This is a genomic window from Aeromonas schubertii, assembly GCF_000820105.1.
Lineage (GTDB): Bacteria > Pseudomonadota > Gammaproteobacteria > Enterobacterales > Aeromonadaceae > Aeromonas > Aeromonas schubertii.
The window spans coordinates 36,936-57,011 of record NZ_CDDB01000063.1 but is presented as its reverse complement, the minus strand read 5'-3'; the positions used below and the strand labels follow the sequence as shown (position 1 = coordinate 57,011).

Genomic DNA, 20,076 nt, shown 5'->3' with positions numbered 1-20,076 from the left:
GCCCCCTTCGTCTTATTGCACCAGCAGTGGTGCGAGAAAATCGGCGACCTGATCGCGGATCCTGGGCTGCGCTTCGGTCTTGGGGTGGATGCCGTCGTTCATCATGAGTTCAGGGCGCAATGCTATTTCATCGAGGAAGAAGGGGAGCAGGGGCAGCTTGTACTCTTGGGCAAGGGTGGGATAGAGCCGCTCGAACTGCTGGATATAACGGGCGCCATAGTTGGGAGGAAGGCGGATCTGGGTCAGTATGACCCTGGCGCCGGCCTGTTGGCTGCCATCGATGAGCCCCTTCAGATTGCGCTCGGTGACGGGGGGCGGAAATCCCCTTAGGCCGTCGTTGCCCCCCAGCTCGATCAACACCCAGTCCGGTTTATGCTCTTCGAGCAGGCTTGGCAGCCGCGCCATGGCGCCCTGGGTTGTCTCGCCACTGATGCTGGCGTTGATCACCCGGTAGGATTGGCCCTCACTCTGCCAGCGTACCTGCAGCAGGGCTGGCCAGCTCTTCTCGACAGGCATCTGATAGCCGGCACTCAGACTATCTCCCAGGATAAGCAGGCTCTGGGCCTGAACGATGGATCCCCAACAACAGAACAAGGCAATCAGGATACGCCCCATGACATTCACTCCCATCATCGAAGCTCGCAACGTTGAAAAAACGGTCTCCCTCGGGCAGGAGCGCCTCACCATCCTTGAGGGGATCTCCTTGCAAGTCAAGGCGGGGGAGACGGTGGCCCTGCTCGGCGCCTCCGGTTCGGGCAAGTCGACCCTGCTTGGGCTGCTGGCCGGGCTCGATCTGCCGAGTGCGGGGGAGATCCTCATCAGAGGCCAATCCCTCGGGGCGCTCGACGAGGAGGGGAGAGCCCGCCTGCGTGCCGAGCAGCTGGGGTTTGTCTTTCAGTCCTTCCTGCTGCTGCCGACCCTGACCGCTCTCGAAAACGTGATGCTGCCGGCCGAGCTAAGGGGTGAGCGGGATGTCGAGCCCCGGGCCCGCGCTCTGCTCGAGCAGGTAGGATTGGGGTCAAGGTTGCACCATCTGCCACCCCGCCTCTCGGGGGGAGAGCAGCAGAGGGTTGCCCTCGCCCGCGCCTTTATCGGCCAGCCCGAGTTACTGCTGGCCGACGAGCCGACCGGGAATCTCGACAGCAAGACGGGAGAGCGGATCATCGAGCTGCTGTTCGAGCTCAATCGACAGCACGGCACCACCCTGCTGGTGGTGACCCATGATCCTGCGTTGGCGCAGCGTTGTGGGCGCCGTCTGGAGATTTCCGCCGGGCGGTTCATCGCCGGGGAGGCCTCATGACTCCTCGTCTTGCACTGCGCCTGTTGTGGCGGGAGGGGTGGCAGGGTGAGTTGCGCTGGTTTGTGTTGGCGCTCGCCCTGTGCGTGACCTGTGTCGTGAGCGTGGCGCTCATGGCCGATCGGCTCAATGCCGGCCTCAAGGCCTCGGGTCGTGAATTTATCGGTGGGGACAGGGTGCTGGTCAGCCCTGCTGCGCTCCCCGCATCACGACTCGACGGCTGGCGGCAGGCGGGGGCCCGGGTGCAGACCACGGTGAGCTTCAACACCATGCTGTTTCATGGGGAGGCATTCCAGTTGGCCTCTCTGCGCGCCGTCCCGTCGGAGTTTCCTTTTTATGGCTCGCTCAAGCGTGACCCTGTCGTTCCCCTGAAGCCGGGAGCCATCTGGTTGTCGCCCCGACTGATGCAACTGCTGGGGACACGACCGGGGGAGCGCATTGAGGTGGGGAATACGGCCCTCACCGTGAGCGCGACACTGTTGGAGGAGCCGGATCAGGGCTTCAGCCCCTTCCAGCTTGCTCCCCGGGCGTTGGTGCACAGCGACGATCTGGCGCGTATCGGCGCCCTGCTGCCGGGCAGTCGCCAGGAGTGGCGCTACCTGCTAAAGGTCGACGCGACCCGACTCGACGGGCTGGACCGCACACGCCCCACGGCGGCCGGTATGCGCTGGCTAACCCCGGAGAGTGGCGACAGCCGCAGCGGCAGGACCCTGGCCAACGCAGAGCGCTTCTTTCGGTTGGCGGCCCTGACCGGTGTACTGCTTGGGGCCCTGGCCATGGCCATCGCCGTGCGCCACTTCGCCGAGCGCCAAACCGGTATGGTGGCGCTGCTCAAGACTCTGGGGGCCTCCCGTGCCACCCTGTGGCGCCTGCTTGGCAGCCTGCTGCTCGGCCTGACCCTGGTGGGTGGAGGGATCGGGCTACTGCTCGGGCTGGTAGTTCAGGGGGTCGCCCTGGCCTCGCTGCAGGGGGTGTTGCCGGCCGAGCTGCCGCCGCCCTCGTGGCGCCCCTTCGTCCTGGCGATGGCGGTGGCGCTCTTCATTACGCTGATGCTCTCGCTCATCCCCTTTTTGAGGCTGTTGCGTATTCCTCCGCTACGGGTGCTGCGCAGAGAGGTCGAGGCTGACATCGGCAGCCACTGGGCCATTCCGGTGGCGCTGCTCGGGCTGTTTATATTGGTGTGGGGCTTGATGGGGGATGGGCTGCTGGCGCTGGGGCTCATCGCCTGCATGGGGCTGTTGATGGGGCTGCTGGCCCTGTTAGGGGGGCTCCTGTTGCGGCTTGGGCGGAAGGTGCGTGGGCCGCGCCCCTTGCGCCTGGCGCTGGCCCGCATGGCCAGAGAGCGGGGGCGGGGTCTGTTTCAGTTGGCCGGGTTTTCCCTCGCCTTGCTGCTGCTGGGGCTACTCTGGGCGGTGCGCAGCGATCTGATGGGGGATATCGCCCGGCACCTGCCGGCCGATGCCCCCAATCGGTTCCTGGTCAACCTGATGCCGGAGGAGCGCATCCCTGTGCTGACCAAACTCAAGGAGGCCGGTGCCGAGACCTCTGATTTCTACCCCATGGTGCGAGGCCGGCTGACTCGCATCGCCGGTGAGGCTGTGGCCGAAGAGGGTCAACCGGGACGTGAGGGGATAGGGCGCGAGCTCAACTTCACCACCACCGACCGCCTGCCGTTTGGCAACCGCATCACGGCCGGGGAATGGTTGAATGGCCCGGGTCAGGTGTCGGTCGACGAGGAGGTGGCGACCAGGCTCGGCATCCGGCTTGGGGACGAGTTGGGCTTCACCATAGAGGGACGCCCCTTCACGGCCACCGTCACCAGCCTGCGAGCGATCCACTGGGATTCCCTGCGCCCCAACTTCTTCATGATCTTCTCGCCGGATCTGCTGGAGCCCTTCAGCCTCACCTGGATGGGGAGCTACCGGTTGCCCGACGGGACGCAAACGGTCGAACTGGATCTGGTTCGCTCCTTTCCCACCGTCAGCCTCATCGATGTCGAGGATCTCATCAACCGGCTTGTCGCTATTTCGGCCCAGGTGAGCCGGGCGCTGGGACTGATGCTGGGGTTAGTCACGGCGGCCGCCTTGCTGGTGCTGCTGGCCCAGACCCAGGCATCCCTGGCGGCGCGGCGCGGCGAGCTCATCGTGATGCGTACCCTGGGGGCTCCTGGCACTCTCTTATCGCGCATGTTGAGCTGGGAGCTGATGATAACCGGTGCCGTGGCGGGGCTTTGTGCCGCCCTGGTGGCCGAGGGGGGCGTCCTCTTCCTGCAGCTGTGGTGGTTCTCGGGGTCGCTCAACTGGCACCCTCAGCTCTGGGTCGGACTACCCTTGCTGGGGGCCTTGCTGGTGACGCTGATTGGACAGGGGTGGCGCCGCCATCTGTTGAGAGGAGCCCTGGGGGGGCGGCTACGCGCCATGGGGCACGCCCTCTAGGGGGCGTCAGGTAAAGAGATCGGTGAGAGCCGGCGCCAGCTCCGGGTGGGAAAAATGGAAGCCTGCCTCCTGCAGCCGGGTCGGCAGCACCGCCTGACCGGTCAACAACAGATCGCTCGCCTCGCCCATGGCCAGGCGCAGCAGGGGGGCGGGGACCATCAGGAGGTGGGGACGATGCAGGGCTGAGGCCAGGGCTTTGCTAAATGTCCGGTTGCTCACCGGCTGGGGGGCTGTGCCGTTATAGATCCCCTGGCACTCCTCATGCTCGAGCAGGAACAAAATGGCGCGCACCAGATCCTGCAGGTGGACCCAGCTCATCATCTGCTCTCCCGATCCCAGGGGGCCACCCAATCCCAGCTTGTAGGGGGTCAGCATCTTGGCCAGCGCGCCCCCCTCCTTGCCGAGCACGATACCGATACGCAGCACACACACCCGGGTCTGTTTGCTGCGCGCCTGCAAGGCGAGGGACTCCCAGCGTTGACAGAGGCGATGGGTAAACTCGTCGTGAGGTTGCTGGCAGGATTCGTCGACCGGCTCCGGGCCTTGTCGTCCATACCACCCCACGGCAGAGGCATTGATCAAGACTCGGGGAGGAGCCTCGGAGAGCTGGATCAGATCGACCAGTTGTTCGGTCAGCAGCCAGCGGCTGTCGCACAGCAGCTGTTTGCGCTCCTCGCTCCAGCGTCCCTCGGCGATCGGCTCGCCGGCCAGGTTGATCACGGCATCGAAGCCATCCAGATTATCGAGGCGATCCAGGTTATCGATGATCTCAACATCGTGCCCCAGCCGTTGCCAGGCGCGGGGGCGATCCCGGCTCAGGATCACCAGATCATGCAGCTGCTTGAGTTGGGCGACCAATTTACGGCCAATGAAGCCGGTGCCGCCGGTGATCAGGATCTTCATATCAGCTCCTCTGCCTCTGTGCCCATTACTCTAGCCATTCCCAAAAATTGGAACAAGTCGTTGTATTACTTGAGCTTGTTTGGAGGCTATCGATTTGGTCCCGGGGAAGGGGTGGGGCCGCTCAAGAGCGTTATTTTCTTTCAAAAGATCTGAAAACTATCCACAAAATCTGTGGAAAACTCTGTAGATTAGCCGTGCTTCTATTTTTATTTATATGATTTATATGAAAAATTTCTGGCCACGTCAAAATGTGCCCTCCTTGTGCAAGGGATTGGCGGTGGGTGAGTGGTTGCTCTTTCCCAATGCCTCTCACCACAAGGGATCGAGGATCCGATCCCGGATCCTCCATGTTGATCCCTGAGATCAAACGGATATAAAAAAGCCCTGCCGAAGCAGGGCTTATGCCGTCACTGGGGCGATCAGGCCTGGGCTGCGTCTTGCTGGGCCGCCTGGATCCCGGTCAGGGCGATGGTGTAGACGATGTCATCCACCAGGGCACCACGGGAGAGGTCGTTGACCGGCTTGCGCATGCCTTGCAGCATGGGGCCGATGGAGACCAGCTCGGCAGAGCGTTGTACCGCCTTGTAGGTGGTGTTGCCGGTGTTGAGATCCGGGAACACGAAGACGGTGGCCTTGCCGGCAACCGGGGAGTTCGGCGCCTTGGACTTGGCGACGTTCTCCATGATGGCCGCGTCGTACTGCAGCGGGCCGTCGATGACCAGGTCCGGACGCTTCTCCTGGGCGATGCGGGTGGCTTCACGTACCTTGTCCACATCGGCGCCGGCGCCGGAGGTGCCGGTGGAGTAGGAGATCATGGCCACTCGCGGCTCGATACCGAAGGCGGCGGCAGACTCGGCGGACTGGATGGCGATTTCTGCCAGTTGCTCGGCGCTCGGATCCGGGTTGATGGCACAGTCACCGTAGACCAGTACCTGATCCGGCAGCAGCATGAAGAAGATCGAGGAGATCAGGGAAGAACCGGGGGCGGTCTTGATGATCTGCATCGGCGGACGGATGGTGTTGGCGGTGGTGTGTACCGCGCCGGATACCAGGCCGTCAACTTCATTGCGCTCCAGCATCATGGTGCCCAGCACCACGTTGTCTTCCAGCTGTTCGCGGGCGACCACTTCGGTCATGCCCTTGTTCTTGCGCAGCTCGACCAGGCGGGCCACGTAGCGCTCGCGAACCTCGACCGGATCGATGATCTCGACGCGATCGGTCAGGATCACGCCCTGCTGATCGGCGACACGGCGGATCTCTTCCGGGTTACCCAGCAGCACCGGGCGGGCGATGCCACGCTCGGCACAGATGGCGGCTGCCTTGATGGTACGCGGCTCTTCCCCTTCCGGCAGCACGACACGCTTGTTGGCCTGACGAGCCAGCTCGGTCAGCTGATAACGGAATGCCGGCGGGCTGAGGCGGCGGGAGCGGGTAGACTTGGCAGAGAGGGACTCGATCCAGTGCTTGTCGATGTGGCCGGCCACATAATCCTGCACCAGCTCGATACGCTCGCGGTCATCTTCCGGAATATCGACGTTGAAGTTCTGCAGGCTGACGGCGGTCTGCCAGGTGTTGGTGCCGATCATCATGATCGGCAGGCCGGTGGCCATGGCCTGTTGGCACAGGGCCATCACCTGCGGCTCCGGATGGTAGTTACCGGTCAGCAGCAGGGCGCCCAGCTTGGTGCCGTTCATGGCGGAGAGGCAGGCAGAGACGATCACGTCGGAGCGGTCGCCGGAGGTGACCAGCAGGCTGCCCGGACGGAAGTGCTCGACCATGTTGTGGATAGAGCGGGCACAGAAGGTGACGGTCTGCAGGCGGCGGGTATCCAGCTCACCCTTGTTGATGATCTTGGCGGCCAGGTGCTTGGCGAGATCCTTGGCACGCGGGGCGATCAGCTGGGTGTTCCAGGGGATGCAGCCGAGGATGCGCAGGGGGCTCTTGCCAAAGACCTGCAGCACCTCCAGGTTGTGCGCCGGATCGGCACCCTGGTGGTGAGCCTCGAACATCTCGGTCAGATCGGGGCGGGTCACACCGTGCTCGTCAACCGGTGCGCCCACCTTGTTGATGATGCAGCCGACGATGCGCTTGTTGGCGACGCCACCGAAGTTGGAGCAGGCCAGCTCGATACGCTCTTTGAGCTTCTGGCTGGAGTCGTTACCCGGATGGGTGACGAACACCATGTCGGCATCCAGCGCCTTGGCCACGTCGTAGTTCAGCTTGTTGGCAAAGGGCTGCTTGTCGGTCGGAACCAGGCCTTCTACCACCACCACTTCGGCGGCGCTGCTCTTCACGTGTTCTTCGAAACGGGCCACGATCTCTTCCAGCAGGATGTCGGTGTTGCTGGTGGTGATCATGTTCTCGGCGTAGGAGAGGGCGAACGGCTCGGGCGGATTGATGTTGGCTGCGGCGCGGATCACGGCGCTGGAGCGCTCCGGACCGGTTTCGCCCGGACGCGGCTGGGCGACCGGCTTGAAGAAGCTCACGTTGACACCGTGACGCTCCATCGCGCGAACCACACCCAGGCTCACGGAAGTCACGCCGACACCGGTGCCGACCGGGATAAGCATAATAGTGCGTGCCACTTTATACCCCTTGGTTGTTTTGGGATCAGGAAAAGGCCGCCCTTGGGCGGCCTTGCATTACAGCTAAATCTTAGGCGCCGACCAGTTCCAGCGCATCGTGGGCGATGACCCACTCCTCGTTGGTCGGGATGACCAGGGCCTTGGTGGAGCCGGCCTTGGTGATCTCGCCACCCTTGCCGAAGCGGGCGGCCAGGTTGGCGTCGTGGTCGACGTCGAAGCCCAGCAGGCCCAGCTTGCCCAGGGTGATCTCGCGGATCGGAGCGGAGTTCTCGCCGATGCCACCGGTGAAGACTACGGCGTCCAGACGACCGTCCATGGCGGCGGCGTAGGCACCAATGTACTTGGCCAGACGGTAGCAGTAGACATCCATGGCGCGCTTGGCTTCTTCCTTGCTGTCGTAGTTGTCTTCAACGAAACGGCAGTCGGAGGTCACTTCGGTCAGACCCAGCAGGCCGGACTCCTTGGTCAGCATGGCATTGATCTGATCGACGCTCATGCCCAGCTTGTCGTGCAGGAAGAAGATGATGGCCGGATCGATATCACCGGAACGGGTACCCATCACCAGGCCTTCCAGCGGGGTCAGACCCATGGAGGTGTCGACGGACTGGCCATTCTTGATGGCACAGACGGAGCCGCCGTTGCCCAGGTGGCAGTTGATGATGTTCAGATCGGAAACCGGCTTGTTCAGCTGCTTGGCCGCTTCCAGGCTGATGTAGTAGTGGCTGGTGCCGTGGGCGCCATAGCGACGGATGCCGTTCTCTTTGTAGAGCTTGTACGGCAGGGCGTACAGGAAGGCCTCTTCCGGCATGGTCTGGTGGAAGGCGGTGTCGAACACGGCCACGTTCTTGTCGGCCAGCTCGGGGAATACCTTCATGGCGGCACGGATGCCGATCAGGTGAGCCGGGTTGTGCAGCGGCGCATAGGGGATGGCGGCTTCGATGCCGGCAATGACGTCGTCACAGATCACCACGGACGAGGTGAAGCGCTCGCCGCCGTGCACGACACGATGGCCGATGGCAACCAGGTTCTTGGCCAACTCGGGGTTGAGCGGCAGGATCTTGTGAACGATGAAGTCCAGGGCTTCCTGGTGAGCGGCACCGGCTCCCAGTTCGGCGTTGCCCTTCTCACCGTTGAGCTTCCACTTGATGCGGGCATCCGCCAGGTTGAAGCACTCGGCCAGGCCGGAGAGCAGGTCATCACCGGTGTTGGCGTCGATGACGGCGAATTTCAGGGAAGAGCTGCCACAGTTAAGAACAAGAACCAGCTTACTCATGAATTAATCCTATCGCAGAATGGTTATACAGGCGTCCGACTCGGGCGCGGGGCGACTGACGGTTCAGGTGTTGGTCATCGGGAGAGTTGGCATTTTTCGGCCTTCGCCTTGTATAGTGATAGCAAGGCTCCGATGACAGCGTGAACGGCGTGGCCGACACGCAAAAAAAGGCGCATAAAGGATAACCTGTTTGTTGGAAAATAACAAAGTCATCCTCAATCATTGTTGGCTTACATCAAAAAAAGTTGAGGTTTTGCGATTTAAGTGGTGGTTTGGTCGACATAGAGGAGCCAGGTGATGGATCTTTTTGGAAGTAAATTACAGCTTGGTCGACGCTATCTGGCCGTGTGGCCCCGTCGTCCCGAGCTGAATCCCCTCTTCCCGGAAAACCGGGTCATTCACGCCATCGAATTTGGTGCCAGGGTGCTGCCCCCCGTGGTCGTGATCTGCCTGATGCTGCAGTACCAGTTCGGGGATGCCTCTTATTGGCCCTCTGTTCTCACCTCTCTTATCTTCATGCTGAGTATGCCGCTGCAGGGTTACTACTGGCTCGGCCGGCGTGCGGTAACCCCTCTGCCACCCTCTTTGGCTCACTGGTATCGTGAGATCAATGGCCGCATGAGCGAGCAGGGTTGCCGGCGACGGGCCGTCGATTCTCCCCGCTACCAGGAGCTGGCCGAAACGCTCAAGGCGGCCTTCGACAAGCTCGACAGCTCATTTCTCTACGAATGAGTCAACCCGTTTAGCATAAAGGCGCCCGCAGGCGCCTTTGCTGATCCCGATCAGGCATTGAGGATTTTTCTCAGCTCCTGTACCGAAAGCTTGTACTGGCGCGGGCATTCACTCCATGCGGCGAGCATGCGCTGATACTTGCCACGCATGGCCACATCACTGGAAAGCGATTCACAGGGGCAATCGACCTCAGGGAAGCGTTTCTCCACTTCGAGCAGGAAGCAGACGTAGTCACACAGCTCGCCCTCGTGGCTGCGGCTGTAACCGATGAAGCGCAGACGCGCCTGCGGGAATTCGCTCTGCTCCTCGCTGGCGAGGTTTTCCCAGGAGACCGCCATGGCGTGATGCATCTCCAGGGTGTCGATCACCTCCTGGCAGCTCTCCCGGCTCAGCTGCCCCAGGCTCTTCCCAAGATCCTGTAGCTGGAGGCCGTAGCCACGCTCGACGATGGTCTTGGCACGCAGATAGGCAGGGGCCTGCTCGGGGTTGAGCTTGGCCAGGATCTCGTACTGATTGCAGAGGATGAGGCGCTCGGAGGGGCTCATGTTCATGGTGTTTCTCGCGTATCAAAGAGTCTGAGGGCACGTTAACTCATATATAGAATGAATTTTTTGATCTGGGTCGCCAGGGGCGCGAGTTGGGAGAGAGGGGTGATGAATTAATCGTGCGGGAGGGGGATTGCAACAGAGCCTGACACAAACGAAACTGTCTTCGTCGCCGAAGTGAACCACCAAGGCACCTCTTCTGCATCCGATTGATGTGGCGACACCGTAACGGGGCCGGCTTATGCCGGCCCCGTTATTATCCGGGCTTAACCTGCCAGGTGAGTCAGTACCACCTGATGGTGGTCACTGGTTTTGAACTTGTTGAAGACATGGGCTATTTGCCCCTGCTCGTCGAGCAGGAAGCTGATACGGTGCAGGCCGTCGTACTCCTTACCCATAAACTTCTTGGGGCCCCAGACCCCAAAGGCATCGGCGACGGCGTGATCCTCGTCGGCCAGCAGGGTGAAGTTGAGACCATCGCGCAGCTCGAATTTCTTGAGGCGGGCGGGGCTGTCGGTGCTGATGCCGAGGACCACCAGATTGTGGGCTGCCAGCTCGCCTTGCACATCGCGCAGTCCACAGGCCTGGGTGGTACAACCCGGGGTCATCGCCTTGGGATAGAAGTAGATCAGCACTCTCTTGCCGCGCAGATCCGAGAGGGAAACGAGCTCGCCATTCTGGTTGGGCAGGGTGAAATCGGGAGCCTGGGCTCCGGCTTGCAGCATCGGCATGGTTGCTCCTTGGTGTGTGCCCCTCAGGGGCGGCGCTGATTGAAGGTGATGTGGAAGGACTCGGCTCCCAGAGTACGACAGAAGTCGGCAAACCCGGTTTCATGGGAGGAGAGCTCTGCATCATTGGCCAGTTTGAGTTCGAAGTGGATCTTGAGCAGGTTATAGGGGGCTTGCTCCAGCGTCTCCGATTGCATGGCGTGGATGTCCCAGCCCTGGTCGCTGAAGTGGCGTGTACAGCGTGAAACGATGCCGGGTTCGTCCCTCAGCAGTATTTCGGCTTCGGCCGAGAGGGGATAATCGCGGGGTTGATGGCGCTCGGTGCGTTTCATCATGGTGATGAGATCCCACTCCTGACTGCGCAGGGGAAGGGTGATCTCGAGCTGCATCAGGCTGTTCCAGTCACCTGACAGCAGCATGATAAAGGTGAACTCCTGTCCGAAGATCCCCAGCCGGCTGTCGACTATGTTGCAGCCACAGTCGGTCACATGGCGGGTCACTTCATTGACGATGCCGGGCCTGTCGGTGCCGATGGCGGTCACTACCAGGTAGTGGGTCATGGGTCATCTCTCGTCCTGAAATTTGCGCCATGGTATCACGCTTGCGGTGGGGGCTCCTTGTTTTTGCAACGGGCGCACCTTACCATTACGGCCCTGAATTTCAGGAGAAAAACCCATGTTGCGCGGTAGTATCGTTGCCCTTGTCACCCCCATGTCCCCCACGGGTGAGGTGGACTGGTCCAGCCTTTCACGTCTGGTTGAATATCATGTGGCAAGCGGCACCAGCGCCATTGTTGCCGTCGGTACTACCGGCGAGTCGGTGACCCTGACCCAGGATGAGCACATCGCCGTCGTCGAGCGCTGTGTCGAGCTTGCGGCGGGTCGCATTCCGGTCATCGCCGGCTGCGGCTCCAACAACACAGCCCACGCCATCGCGCTGGCCCGTCGTTTCGAACAGAGCGGCGTGGTGGCCGGTCTCAGCGTCACCCCCTACTACAACAAGCCCACCCAGGAGGGGCTCTATCGCCACTATTGCGCCATCGCCGACGCTAGTGGTCTGCCCCAGATCCTTTATAATGTGCCCGGCCGTACCGGCTGTGATCTCAAGCCGGAGACGGTGGGGCGTCTGGCCAGCCAGTCCGGTATTATCGGCCTCAAGGAGGCCACTGGCGATCTGGATCGCACGCCCCTGCTGCGTGAACTGTGTGGTGCCGATTTTGCCCTCTACAGTGGCGATGATGCGACCGGATGTGATTTCATGCTGCAAGGCGGTGACGGTGTTATTTCCGTCACCACCAATATTGCCGCGGTCCTGATGGCCGACATGTGTCGCGCCGCCCTGGCCAAGGAAGCCGATGTGGCTCAAGCCATCAACCTGAGGTTGATGCCGCTGCACCGGACCCTGTTTATCGAACCGAGCCCGATCCCGGTCAAGTGGGCCTGTGCCCAGCTCGATCTGATCGCCTCGGCCACCCTACGCCTGCCGCTCACCGAACTGACCCCGGAGGGGGAGGTAGCGATGCGTCAGGCCCTGAAGAGTGCGGAGTTGATTGCGAGTGTCTAAAGCAAACGGAAGAGTACGCGCTGCACGCCTGACCCTGGGCGTCATCAGCATGGCCGTGCTGGCTGCCTGCAGCAGCCCGCAGGATCGGAAGATGGCCAATCGCGGTTTCGAGTATGAGGAGGCCAAGCTGGAAGGCCGCGCCTTCCTCATCCCGGCAGGCCTGCAATCCCCCCGCTTCACCAGCGACTATGATGTTCCTCCGCTCCCCGAGTCGAGCCGCGACGGAGCCACAGGGGCCAAGGTCGATGTGCGTCCGCCAGCCCAGCTGCTGACCGTGGTTCCGGGCAGCCAGATCGTGCAGGGTGCCAGCGAGCCCACCATCGCCTACTACGCCCTGAGCACCTCTCAGGATGTGGGCTCCGATGCCTGGGCCTTCCTGATGAACTTCCTCGCCAAGTTTGGTGTAACCACCGAGAATCTGGACCGCAATGCAGGCACCCTGGAGACCGGCTGGTTCACCAATACCGCCGCCCTCGATGGCTGGGGTGAAGAGGATGAGGACTATCAGATCCGCCAGCGTTACCTCTTTACCCTCAAGCGTGATGAGGTTCGTCACTCGGTCAATGTCTCCGTGCGCGTGCTGCAGCATGAAGAGGAGATGGACGGTGAGAAGAGCAGCGGCCTGAGCCAGGACGAGGCGCGTCGCTATGCGGTGCGCGCCCTCAACCAGTTCAGCCTCTACTATGACCAGCAACTCAAGAGCCGTGAGCAGCACAAGGCCGCCGTCGGTATGGGACTCGAGCTCGGCTTTGACAATAACGAGCTGAGTGCCTGGGTTGCCGATGCCTCTTTCGAGCTGGTGTGGCAACGCATCAATCGACTGCTGCCCCGTTACGGCTTTACCATCAAGGACACCCAACAGTCCCTGGGCTGGATCGATGTCGAGTACGAGGATCCGGGCAAGGCGTTCTGGCAGGAGGTGGGCGCCGAACCGTTCAACCTCGAAGAGGGCAAATACCGCTTCCAGCTTGGAGAGATGGCCGGGGGCAAGACCTCCATCACTCTCTTTGACAAGGACAAGAAGCCGGTCAAATCGAGTGTGGTGTCGCAGATGCACATCACCCTCTCCAAGGCCTTCGCCAAGGCCGTGGCAGACAAAACCGAATAAGAAACAGGGGCCTTGTGCCCCTGTTTTGTTATCCCCCCACAACAGGAAGTGTTATCAACCATGACTCTTGCAGACCAAGTACTCGCGGTAAACGATGATCTGCCGATCCGCACCGAGCGCCCCGTTCACTCCGGCAAGGTGCGCAGCGTCTACTGGCTGACGGCTGCCGACAGCGCCCGTCTGATCCGTGACAGAGGCTACGATGTGCCGGCCGACACGCCACTGGCCATCATGGTGATCAGCGATCGCATCTCCGCCTTCGACTGTATCTGGCAGGGAGAAGAGGGGCTGGCGGGTGTACCTGGCAAGGGCGCCGCGCTCAACGCCATCTCCAGCCACTGGTTCAGGTTGTTCCGTGAGCAGGGGCTGGCCGACAGCCATATTCTCGACATTCCCCATCCTTTCGTCTGGATCGTGCAACAGGCCACTCCGGTACGTGTCGAGGCGATCGCCCGCCAGTACATCACGGGCTCCATGTGGCGTGCTTACCAGAGTGGGGAGCGGGAATTTTGCGGCATCACCCTTCCCGAGGGACTCAAGAAGGATCAGAAGCTGCCCGAGATCCTCATCACCCCCTCCACCAAGGGGATCCTGACCGGTCTGGAAGGGGTGCCCGAGGCCGATGATGTCAACGTCTCCCGCGCCGATCTGGAGCGCCACTATCGGGCCTTCGGCTTCCGCTCACCGGCCGATATCGACCGTTATGAGACCCTGCTCAAGGAAGGGTTTGGGGTGATTGCCGAGGCGCTGGCCAGGCTGGATCAGATCTTCGTCGATACCAAGTTCGAGTTTGGTTATGTGACCGATGCCGCCGGCAACGAGAAGCTCATCTACATGGATGAGGTGGGTACCCCCGACAGCTCCCGTATCTGGGACGGCGCGGCCCATCGGGACGGCCAAATCATCGAACAGTCCAAGGAGGGCTTCCGTCAGTGGCTGCTGACCCACTTCCCGGACTCGGACATCCTGCTCAACAAGAACCGGATGGAGGAGCGTTTCGCCCTGGCACACAACAACAAGCTGCCGGTCGAGGTGATGATGGATATCTCTCGCACCTACCTCGGCATCGCCGAGAAGGTGGTGGGCCACCCGATCGCCCTGAGCACCAACCCCAAGCAGGAGATCATCGAGGTGTTGACCGGTTACGGCCTCATCGAGTGATTTTTTGGCGTTTAGATTCAAACGTTTGCCTTTTTTGTGACAATAAGGGGGCCTCCACCGGGAGGCCCCTTTTCATTATCCAAATACGGGGTAGACGCGCCCGCTCTGGATCCCGAGCACGGATTTGCGGTAGGCCTGGGCCACCCGCTCGGCCGGCACCGGCACAAACCCCGGGAAGAAGGAGGCGTATTTGTCCATCGACTCGCTCAGCACGGTCGGGCTCACTGCATTGATGCGCAGGCCTCGCGGCAGCTCGCAGGCGGCGGCCTGCACGAAGTGGTTGATGGCGCCATTGATGGTACAGGCACTGCTGCCAGATGCGATGGGTTCGTCGCTCAGGATGCCGCTCACCAGGGTGATGGAGCCGGCGTCGCGCAGGTGCGGGATGGCGGCGCGGGTCAGGTTGAGTTGACCCATCAGCTTGCTGGTGAGGCCGTGCTGCCACTGGGCGTCGCTCATCTCGGTCAGTGGCGCGAAAGCCACCTCACCGCCGGTGACCACCAGGGCGTCGAAGAGTCCGATGCGGGCGAACAGATCGCGGCAGGCCCGGCTGTCGGTCATGTCGACCCGCTCCTGGCCGCGGCTGCGGCCGACCGTGATGATCTCGTTGCCTTCGGCCAGTGCCGCGTGTACGGCGCGGCCCAGGGTGCCGGCGGCGCCGACGATGACGATGCGTTTCATGATGAGCTCCATGTTGAGGACGAACGATCGGGGATGAGCCACATCATAGAGGAACCAATTTGGCGAAAAAGCGCTTAACATGAACGCATTGTTGCGAATTTGGAGTTAATCGTGGATATCGCCCAGCTCGAGAGTTTCTATCAGGTGGTGCGCCACGGCAGCTTCTCAGCCGCTGCCGACGCTCTCGACGTGAGCAAGGGCGCCCTGAGCCGCCATGTCACGGCTCTGGAGGCTTCGCTCTGTGCCCAGTTGCTGCAGCGCACCACTCGCCGCCTGGTGCTGACGGAGGCCGGCCAGAGTCTGTATGCCCAGGCGGGGCAGATCTTCGCTCTCAAGCTACAGGCCGAGCAGAGCGTGCGGGCCCTGACCGAGGAGGAGAGCGGGGTGCTGCGTTTCACCGCGCCGGTCAGCACCGGCGAGCGCCTGGTGGCGGATCTGGTTGCGCGCTTCGGCGAGCTCTGCCCGCGGGTGCGCCTCGAGCTCGATCTCAGCAATGCTCCTCAGGATCTCTCCCTGGGGCAGAGCGATCTGGCCCTGCGCGCCATGGAGCGGCTACCGGAGGACCTGGTGGCACGGCGCATCGGTCGCCTCAAGGATCTGGTGGTGGCGAGCCCCGCCTTGCTGGCCCGGGTCGGTGCGCCGCAGACGCCGTTCGAACTGGCGGCGCACCCTTGCCTGCTACAGGGTAGCAACCCGGCCTGGGACGAGTGGTGCCTGTTGCGTCAGGGGGAAGAGGCGCGGGTGACGGTGCAGGGCACGGTGCGGGTCAACCACTATGGCAGTGCACTGCGCCTGGCCGAGGCCGGGGTGGGGTTTGCCAAGGCGCCGTTGCTGCTGGTTGAGGAGGCACTGACCGCCGGGCGTCTGGTGCAGGTTCTGCCCGAGTGGCACGGCGCTTTGCACCCCTTGCATCTGCTGCATGCCCCCCAGCACCCCTTGCCGGCCAAGCTGCGCCGCTTCAAGGGGCTAATTCTGGCCTGGTTTGAGGACCATCCCTACTACTGGGTGCCCTGAGGCGGCATCAAAAAACGGGCCCTTGGGGCCCGTCTTTGTACATCCGGCCAATCAGGCCAGGTAGCGCTCGATGGCGATGCGAATACCGTCGCCGTCGAGGCCGAGCAGGGCGTAGATCTCCTCCTGGGTGCCCTGCTCGACGAAGCGGTCAGGCAGACCCAGATTGAGTACGGGGCGCAGCAGTCGCTCGCGCATCAGGAACTCATTGACCGCCGAGCCGGCGCCGCCCTGAATGGCGTTGTCCTCGACCGTGACCAACACCTCGTGGCGAGCGGCCAGGTCCCGCAGCAGCACCTCGTCCAGCGGCTTGACGAAACGCATGTCCACCAGGGTGGCGTCCAGCGCCTCGGCGGCGATCCGGGCCTGGGTGAGCAGGGTGCCAAAGGCCAGGATGGCCAGCTTGCTCCCTTCACGCACGACGTGTCCCTTGCCGATGGGCAGGGTCTCGAGATCCTGGCCTGCCTCGATGCCGGTACCACAGCCGCGGGGGTAGCGCACCGCAGCCGGGCCATTGTGGTGATAACCGGTGGAGAGCATCAGGCGGCACTCACGCTCGTCGGACGGGGTCATGATCACCATGTTGGGCACGGTGCGCAGGAAACCGATATCGAACGCTCCCTGATGAGTCGGACCATCGGCACCCACCAGACCGGCACGATCGATGGCAAACAGCACCGGCAGGTTCTGCAGGGCCACGTCGTGGATCACCTGATCGTAGGCGCGCTGCAGGAAGCTCGAATAGATGGCCACGACCGGTTTCTTGCCTTCGATGGCGAGACCGGCGGCGAAGGTGACCGCATGTTGCTCGGCGATGGCCACGTCGAAGTAGCGGCCCGGGTACTGCTGGCTGAACTTGACCAGTCCCGACCCTTCGCGCATGGCCGGGGTGATGCCGATGAGGCGCTCATCCTGGGCGGCGGTGTCGCACAACCACTGGCCGAAGATGGCGGAAAAGCTTGGCTGGCCGCCACTCTTGGGCAGGGCACACTCGTCCGGGTTAAATTTGGGGACACCGTGATAGCCGATAGGATCTTTCTCGGCCGGCTCGTAACCCTTGCCCTTCTTGGTCTTGACGTGCAGTAGCTGGGGCCCCTTGAGGCTGCGCATGTTGCGCAGGGTCTCGATGAGGGCGTCGATATCGTGACCGTCGATGGGACCTATGTAGTTGAAGCCGAACTCCTCAAACAGGGTGCCCGGGACCACCATCCCCTTGAGGTGCTCCTCGGCCCGTTTGGCCAGCTCTTTGACCGGCGGCATGCCGGAGAGCACCTTCTTGCCCCCCTCGCGGATCGTGGTATAGAGCTTGCCGGACATGAGGCGAGCCAGGTTGTTGTTGACGGCTCCCACGTTTTCGGAGATGGACATCTCGTTATCGTTGAGGATGACCAGCATGTCCTTGTGCACGTCACCGGCATGGTTGAGGGCCTCGAAGGCCATGCCGGCCGTGAGGGCACCATCGCCAATGATGGCGACCACCTTGCGTCCCAGCGCCTCTTCCTCGGCGGCGACGGCCATGCCCAGTGCGGCACCGATAGAGGTGCTGGAGTGGCCAACCGACAGCACGTCATACTCGCTCTCGCCGCGCCACGGGAAGGGGTGCAGGCCATCCTTCTGGCGGATGGTGTGCATGCGATCCCGTCGTCCGGTCAGGATCTTGTGGGGATAGGCCTGGTGGCCCACGTCCCACACCAGGCGATCGAACGGCGTGTTGTAGACGTAGTGCAGGGCCACCGTCAGCTCGACGGTGCCGAGGCCCGAGGCAAGATGGCCACTGGAGCGGCTCACCGAGCGCAGCAGGTATTCACGCAGCTCGTTACAGAGCAGGGGAAGGCGCTCGCGGGGGAGAGATCTCAGCTCGATCGGGGTATCGGCCAAGGCCAGGTTGGGATAGTGGTTGATGTCGACGCTCATGTTATTTGAATCGTGTCCAGCGTTCAGTGGGTTCGTTCGACTATGTAGTCGGCGAACGCTTCCAGAATGTCCGTATTGTAGGGCAGGGAGTGCAGCGCCGTTAAGGCGCGTTGGTGCAATTCGCGGGCCAGCTCACGGGCGCCCTCTATGCCGATGAGGGCCGGGTAGGTGCTCTTCTCATGGGCGAGATCGGATCCTTGCGGCTTACCCAGGGTCGCGGTATCCCCGACGATATCGAGGATGTCATCCTGTACCTGGAAGGCGAGACCAATGGCGGCTGCATAGTCGCGCAGGGCGGTCAGGGTTGCATCATCCATGTCGGGGCGGCACAAGGCTCCCAGCGTGACGGCGCAGCGGATCAGGGCACCCGTCTTGTGGCGATGGATCGCCTCGAGTTGGGACAGGCCCAGTTGCTGACGCTCTCCTTCCATGTCCAGTGCCTGACCACCGCACATCCCCCCATAGCCGGAGGCCTGTGCCAGTTCGGACACCATCCTGACTCTATTGGGCATCAGGTCGGCAGGCATGGGGTGCTCGGCGAGGATGGAGAAGGCCAGGGTCTGCAATGCATCGCCGGCGAGGATCGCGGTCGCCTCATCGAACGCCTTGTGGACCGTGGGCTGACCGCGACGCAGGTCATCGTCATCCATGGCCGGCAGATCGTCGTGAATGAGTGAGTAGGCGTGGATGCACTCCACGGCGGCGGCGGGACCATCCAGCACCTGCGGGCTGACTCCCAGCATCTCGCCCACGGCGTAGACCAAAAAGGGGCGAACGCGTTTGCCGCCGAGCAGCAGGCCGTGTGACATGGCCTGCTTGAGGCGCGGGGCGATCAGGGGAAGGGTATCGAGGTGGGCCTGCAGGGCCCGATCGATACGAGCCCTGTGCTGCTCGGTAAAGGGTTCCAGAGACATTCAATCCTCTCCTTGCTCGGGTCTGAACTCGGTCAGCGATGTCTGGCCGTGGTGGTCGCTCATCAGGATCTGGATCTTCTGTTCTGCTTGTTCCAGCTTGGCCTGGCCGGCGCGCACCAGATTGATGCCCTGCTCGAACTGCTTGAGTGCTTCCTCCAGGGGCAGGGAACCTTGCTCCAACTGTTGAACAATGGTTTCCAACTCCGCCAGGGTGGCATCAAAACTCAGGCGGTCACTCTTTTTGCTGGCCATCTTGGTCCTCTGGGGGTGAAAAAACGCCTTATAGTAACACCAGAGTGGACGTCGGGGGAGGCTGAAAGCGGCGGGCGGGTTAAACTCAGAAAGCTTGGTGCCGATACAGGTGAGCCAGCCGGTGCAGAGGCGACAGGGCTTTGTCACCTGTTGTACATTACGTATTAAATTCAAATAACTACTGTTTTTCTTGGGCCGACAGGAGCAGCGACGTGGATCTGGGCAGTTTAATCGGGGTTTTGCTGGGATTTGGGGTGGTGATCTACGGCATGCTGTTGGGGGGGCCGGTGAGCATGTATGTGGATGTGCCCTCCGTCATGATCACCATCTTCGGTTCACTCTTCATCGCCATGATGAAGTTCAATCTGGGACAGTTCCTGACTTCATTCAAGGTGGCCGGCAAGGCCTTCATGTACAAGAGCGACAAGCTCGAAGAGCTCATCGCCAAGTCGGTGGAGCTGGCCGATGCGGCCAGAAAGGGGGGCTTTCTGGCGCTGGAGGCTGCCGAGATCCCCAACTCCTTCATGAAGAAGGGAATCGACATGTTGGTCGACGGCCATGACGCCGATGTGGTGCGCTCTGTGCTGGAGAAGGATATCGAGCTGACGGCCGAGCGCCACTCCATCGCCATCAAGGTGTTCAAGACCATAGGTGACCTCGGTCCTGCCATGGGCATGATCGGTACCCTGGTCGGCCTGGTGGCCATGCTCTCCAACATGAGCGATCCCAAGTCCATCGGCCCGGCCATGGCGGTCGCTCTGTTGACGACCCTCTACGGGGCCATCGAGGCCAACATGCTGGCGCTGCCTATCGCCGACAAGCTGGACCTGCGCAGCGGAGAGGAGAAGCTGGCCCGCTGCCTTATCCTCGATGCGGTGATGGGGATTCAGGATGGCCAGAATCCCAGGGTCATCGAGGCCATGCTGAAGAATTATCTCAATCAGTCCAAGCGTGATGTGGGCGGGGAGTAATCC

Annotated in this window: 19 protein-coding genes; 8 read left to right on the top strand and 11 right to left on the bottom strand. The window is 62.1% G+C overall.

The features are described 5' to 3' along the window. Positions 1 to 12 precede the first annotated feature (12 nt). Positions 13 to 615: an arylesterase gene (locus BN1133_RS12485; protein WP_050666852.1), complete on the bottom strand. Its 603-nt coding sequence runs from the start codon at positions 613 to 615 to the stop codon at positions 13 to 15. Between BN1133_RS12485 and BN1133_RS12480 the strand changes: the two genes are divergently transcribed. Together BN1133_RS12480 and BN1133_RS12475 are read left to right on the top strand one after the other, a co-directional pair. Further along, complete coding sequence (locus BN1133_RS12480) at positions 614 to 1,300, top strand: ABC transporter ATP-binding protein (RefSeq protein WP_050666851.1); 687 nt, start codon at positions 614 to 616, stop codon at positions 1,298 to 1,300. The genes BN1133_RS12485 and BN1133_RS12480 overlap by 2 nt on opposite strands. Further along, positions 1,297 to 3,732 (top strand): ABC transporter permease, encoded by a 2,436-nt coding sequence (locus BN1133_RS12475; protein WP_050666850.1) that lies wholly within the window; start codon positions 1,297 to 1,299, stop codon positions 3,730 to 3,732. The genes BN1133_RS12480 and BN1133_RS12475 overlap by 4 nt, the downstream gene beginning before the upstream one ends. A 6-nt stretch (positions 3,733 to 3,738) precedes the next feature. On the opposite strand, the gene BN1133_RS12470 is transcribed toward BN1133_RS12475, so the two are convergent. The 3 genes from BN1133_RS12470 to BN1133_RS12460 form a co-directional block, all read right to left on the bottom strand. After that, positions 3,739 to 4,635 (bottom strand): TIGR01777 family oxidoreductase, encoded by an 897-nt coding sequence (locus BN1133_RS12470; RefSeq protein WP_050666849.1) that lies wholly within the window; start codon positions 4,633 to 4,635, stop codon positions 3,739 to 3,741. Positions 4,636 to 5,054: 419 nt separating this feature from the next. Further along, positions 5,055 to 7,220: a phosphate acetyltransferase gene (pta, locus tag BN1133_RS12465; protein WP_050666848.1), complete on the bottom strand. Its 2,166-nt coding sequence runs from the start codon at positions 7,218 to 7,220 to the stop codon at positions 5,055 to 5,057. A 70-nt stretch (positions 7,221 to 7,290) separates the two neighbouring features. Then, on the bottom strand, positions 7,291 to 8,493 hold the full coding sequence (locus tag BN1133_RS12460; protein ID WP_050666847.1) for an acetate kinase: 1,203 nt from the start codon (positions 8,491 to 8,493) through the stop codon (positions 7,291 to 7,293). 297 nt (positions 8,494 to 8,790) lie between these two features. Here BN1133_RS12460 and yfbV point away from each other — a divergent pair, with 297 nt between their 5' ends. Continuing rightward, positions 8,791 to 9,225 (top strand): terminus macrodomain insulation protein YfbV, encoded by a 435-nt coding sequence (gene yfbV, locus BN1133_RS12455; protein WP_050666846.1) that lies wholly within the window; start codon positions 8,791 to 8,793, stop codon positions 9,223 to 9,225. Positions 9,226 to 9,275: 50 nt separating this feature from the next. On the opposite strand, the gene BN1133_RS12450 is transcribed toward yfbV, so the two are convergent. From BN1133_RS12450 to BN1133_RS12440, 3 genes are all read right to left on the bottom strand, one after another. Beyond that, the gene (locus BN1133_RS12450; RefSeq protein WP_050666845.1) at positions 9,276 to 9,776 is read right to left on the bottom strand and encodes a YfbU family protein; all 501 of its coding nucleotides are present in this window, start codon (positions 9,774 to 9,776) and stop codon (positions 9,276 to 9,278) included. A gap of 260 nt (positions 9,777 to 10,036) precedes the next feature. Further along, positions 10,037 to 10,501: a thioredoxin-dependent thiol peroxidase gene (gene bcp / locus BN1133_RS12445; RefSeq protein ID WP_050666844.1), complete on the bottom strand. Its 465-nt coding sequence runs from the start codon at positions 10,499 to 10,501 to the stop codon at positions 10,037 to 10,039. Between the two features lie 23 nt (positions 10,502 to 10,524). Then, a complete protein-coding gene (locus BN1133_RS12440; RefSeq protein WP_050666843.1) occupies positions 10,525 to 11,058 on the bottom strand; it encodes a glycine cleavage system transcriptional repressor in 534 nt (177 codons plus the stop codon). A gap of 115 nt (positions 11,059 to 11,173) precedes the next feature. Between BN1133_RS12440 and dapA the strand changes: the two genes are divergently transcribed. Genes dapA through BN1133_RS12425 form a run of 3 tightly spaced genes read left to right on the top strand, consistent with a single transcriptional unit; the run spans position 11,174 to position 14,330 of the window. Next, the gene (gene dapA, locus BN1133_RS12435; RefSeq protein ID WP_050666842.1) at positions 11,174 to 12,061 is read left to right on the top strand and encodes a 4-hydroxy-tetrahydrodipicolinate synthase; all 888 of its coding nucleotides are present in this window, start codon (positions 11,174 to 11,176) and stop codon (positions 12,059 to 12,061) included. Further along, the gene (gene bamC / locus BN1133_RS12430; protein ID WP_136612884.1) at positions 12,054 to 13,169 is read left to right on the top strand and encodes an outer membrane protein assembly factor BamC; all 1,116 of its coding nucleotides are present in this window, start codon (positions 12,054 to 12,056) and stop codon (positions 13,167 to 13,169) included. Before dapA ends, bamC begins: the two co-directional genes overlap by 8 nt. A gap of 60 nt (positions 13,170 to 13,229) precedes the next feature. Then, positions 13,230 to 14,330, top strand: coding sequence for a phosphoribosylaminoimidazolesuccinocarboxamide synthase (locus tag BN1133_RS12425; protein WP_050666840.1), 1,101 nt, complete (start codon positions 13,230 to 13,232; stop codon positions 14,328 to 14,330). Between the two features lie 75 nt (positions 14,331 to 14,405). On the opposite strand, the gene BN1133_RS12420 is transcribed toward BN1133_RS12425, so the two are convergent. Next, complete coding sequence (locus BN1133_RS12420; RefSeq protein ID WP_050666839.1) at positions 14,406 to 15,011, bottom strand: short chain dehydrogenase; 606 nt, start codon at positions 15,009 to 15,011, stop codon at positions 14,406 to 14,408. A 111-nt stretch (positions 15,012 to 15,122) separates the two neighbouring features. On the opposite strand from BN1133_RS12420, the gene BN1133_RS12415 reads away from it, so the two are divergent. Next, positions 15,123 to 16,025, top strand: a complete 903-nt coding sequence (locus tag BN1133_RS12415; RefSeq protein ID WP_050666838.1) for a LysR family transcriptional regulator — start codon at positions 15,123 to 15,125, stop codon at positions 16,023 to 16,025. 51 nt (positions 16,026 to 16,076) lie between these two features. Here the strand turns inward: BN1133_RS12415 and dxs are convergent, their stop codons facing one another. The 3 genes from dxs to xseB are packed head-to-tail and all read right to left on the bottom strand — an operon-like array spanning position 16,077 to position 19,102. Beyond that, positions 16,077 to 17,936, bottom strand: coding sequence for a 1-deoxy-D-xylulose-5-phosphate synthase (gene dxs / locus BN1133_RS12410; RefSeq protein WP_050666837.1), 1,860 nt, complete (start codon positions 17,934 to 17,936; stop codon positions 16,077 to 16,079). Between the two features lie 23 nt (positions 17,937 to 17,959). Continuing rightward, a complete protein-coding gene (gene ispA, locus BN1133_RS12405) occupies positions 17,960 to 18,850 on the bottom strand; it encodes a (2E,6E)-farnesyl diphosphate synthase (protein WP_050666836.1) in 891 nt (296 codons plus the stop codon). Beyond that, positions 18,851 to 19,102: an exodeoxyribonuclease VII small subunit gene (gene xseB, locus BN1133_RS12400; RefSeq protein WP_050666835.1), complete on the bottom strand. Its 252-nt coding sequence runs from the start codon at positions 19,100 to 19,102 to the stop codon at positions 18,851 to 18,853. A gap of 212 nt (positions 19,103 to 19,314) precedes the next feature. On the opposite strand from xseB, the gene pomA reads away from it, so the two are divergent. Beyond that, complete coding sequence (pomA, locus tag BN1133_RS12395) at positions 19,315 to 20,073, top strand: flagellar motor protein PomA (protein ID WP_050666834.1); 759 nt, start codon at positions 19,315 to 19,317, stop codon at positions 20,071 to 20,073. Positions 20,074 to 20,076 lie beyond the last annotated feature (3 nt).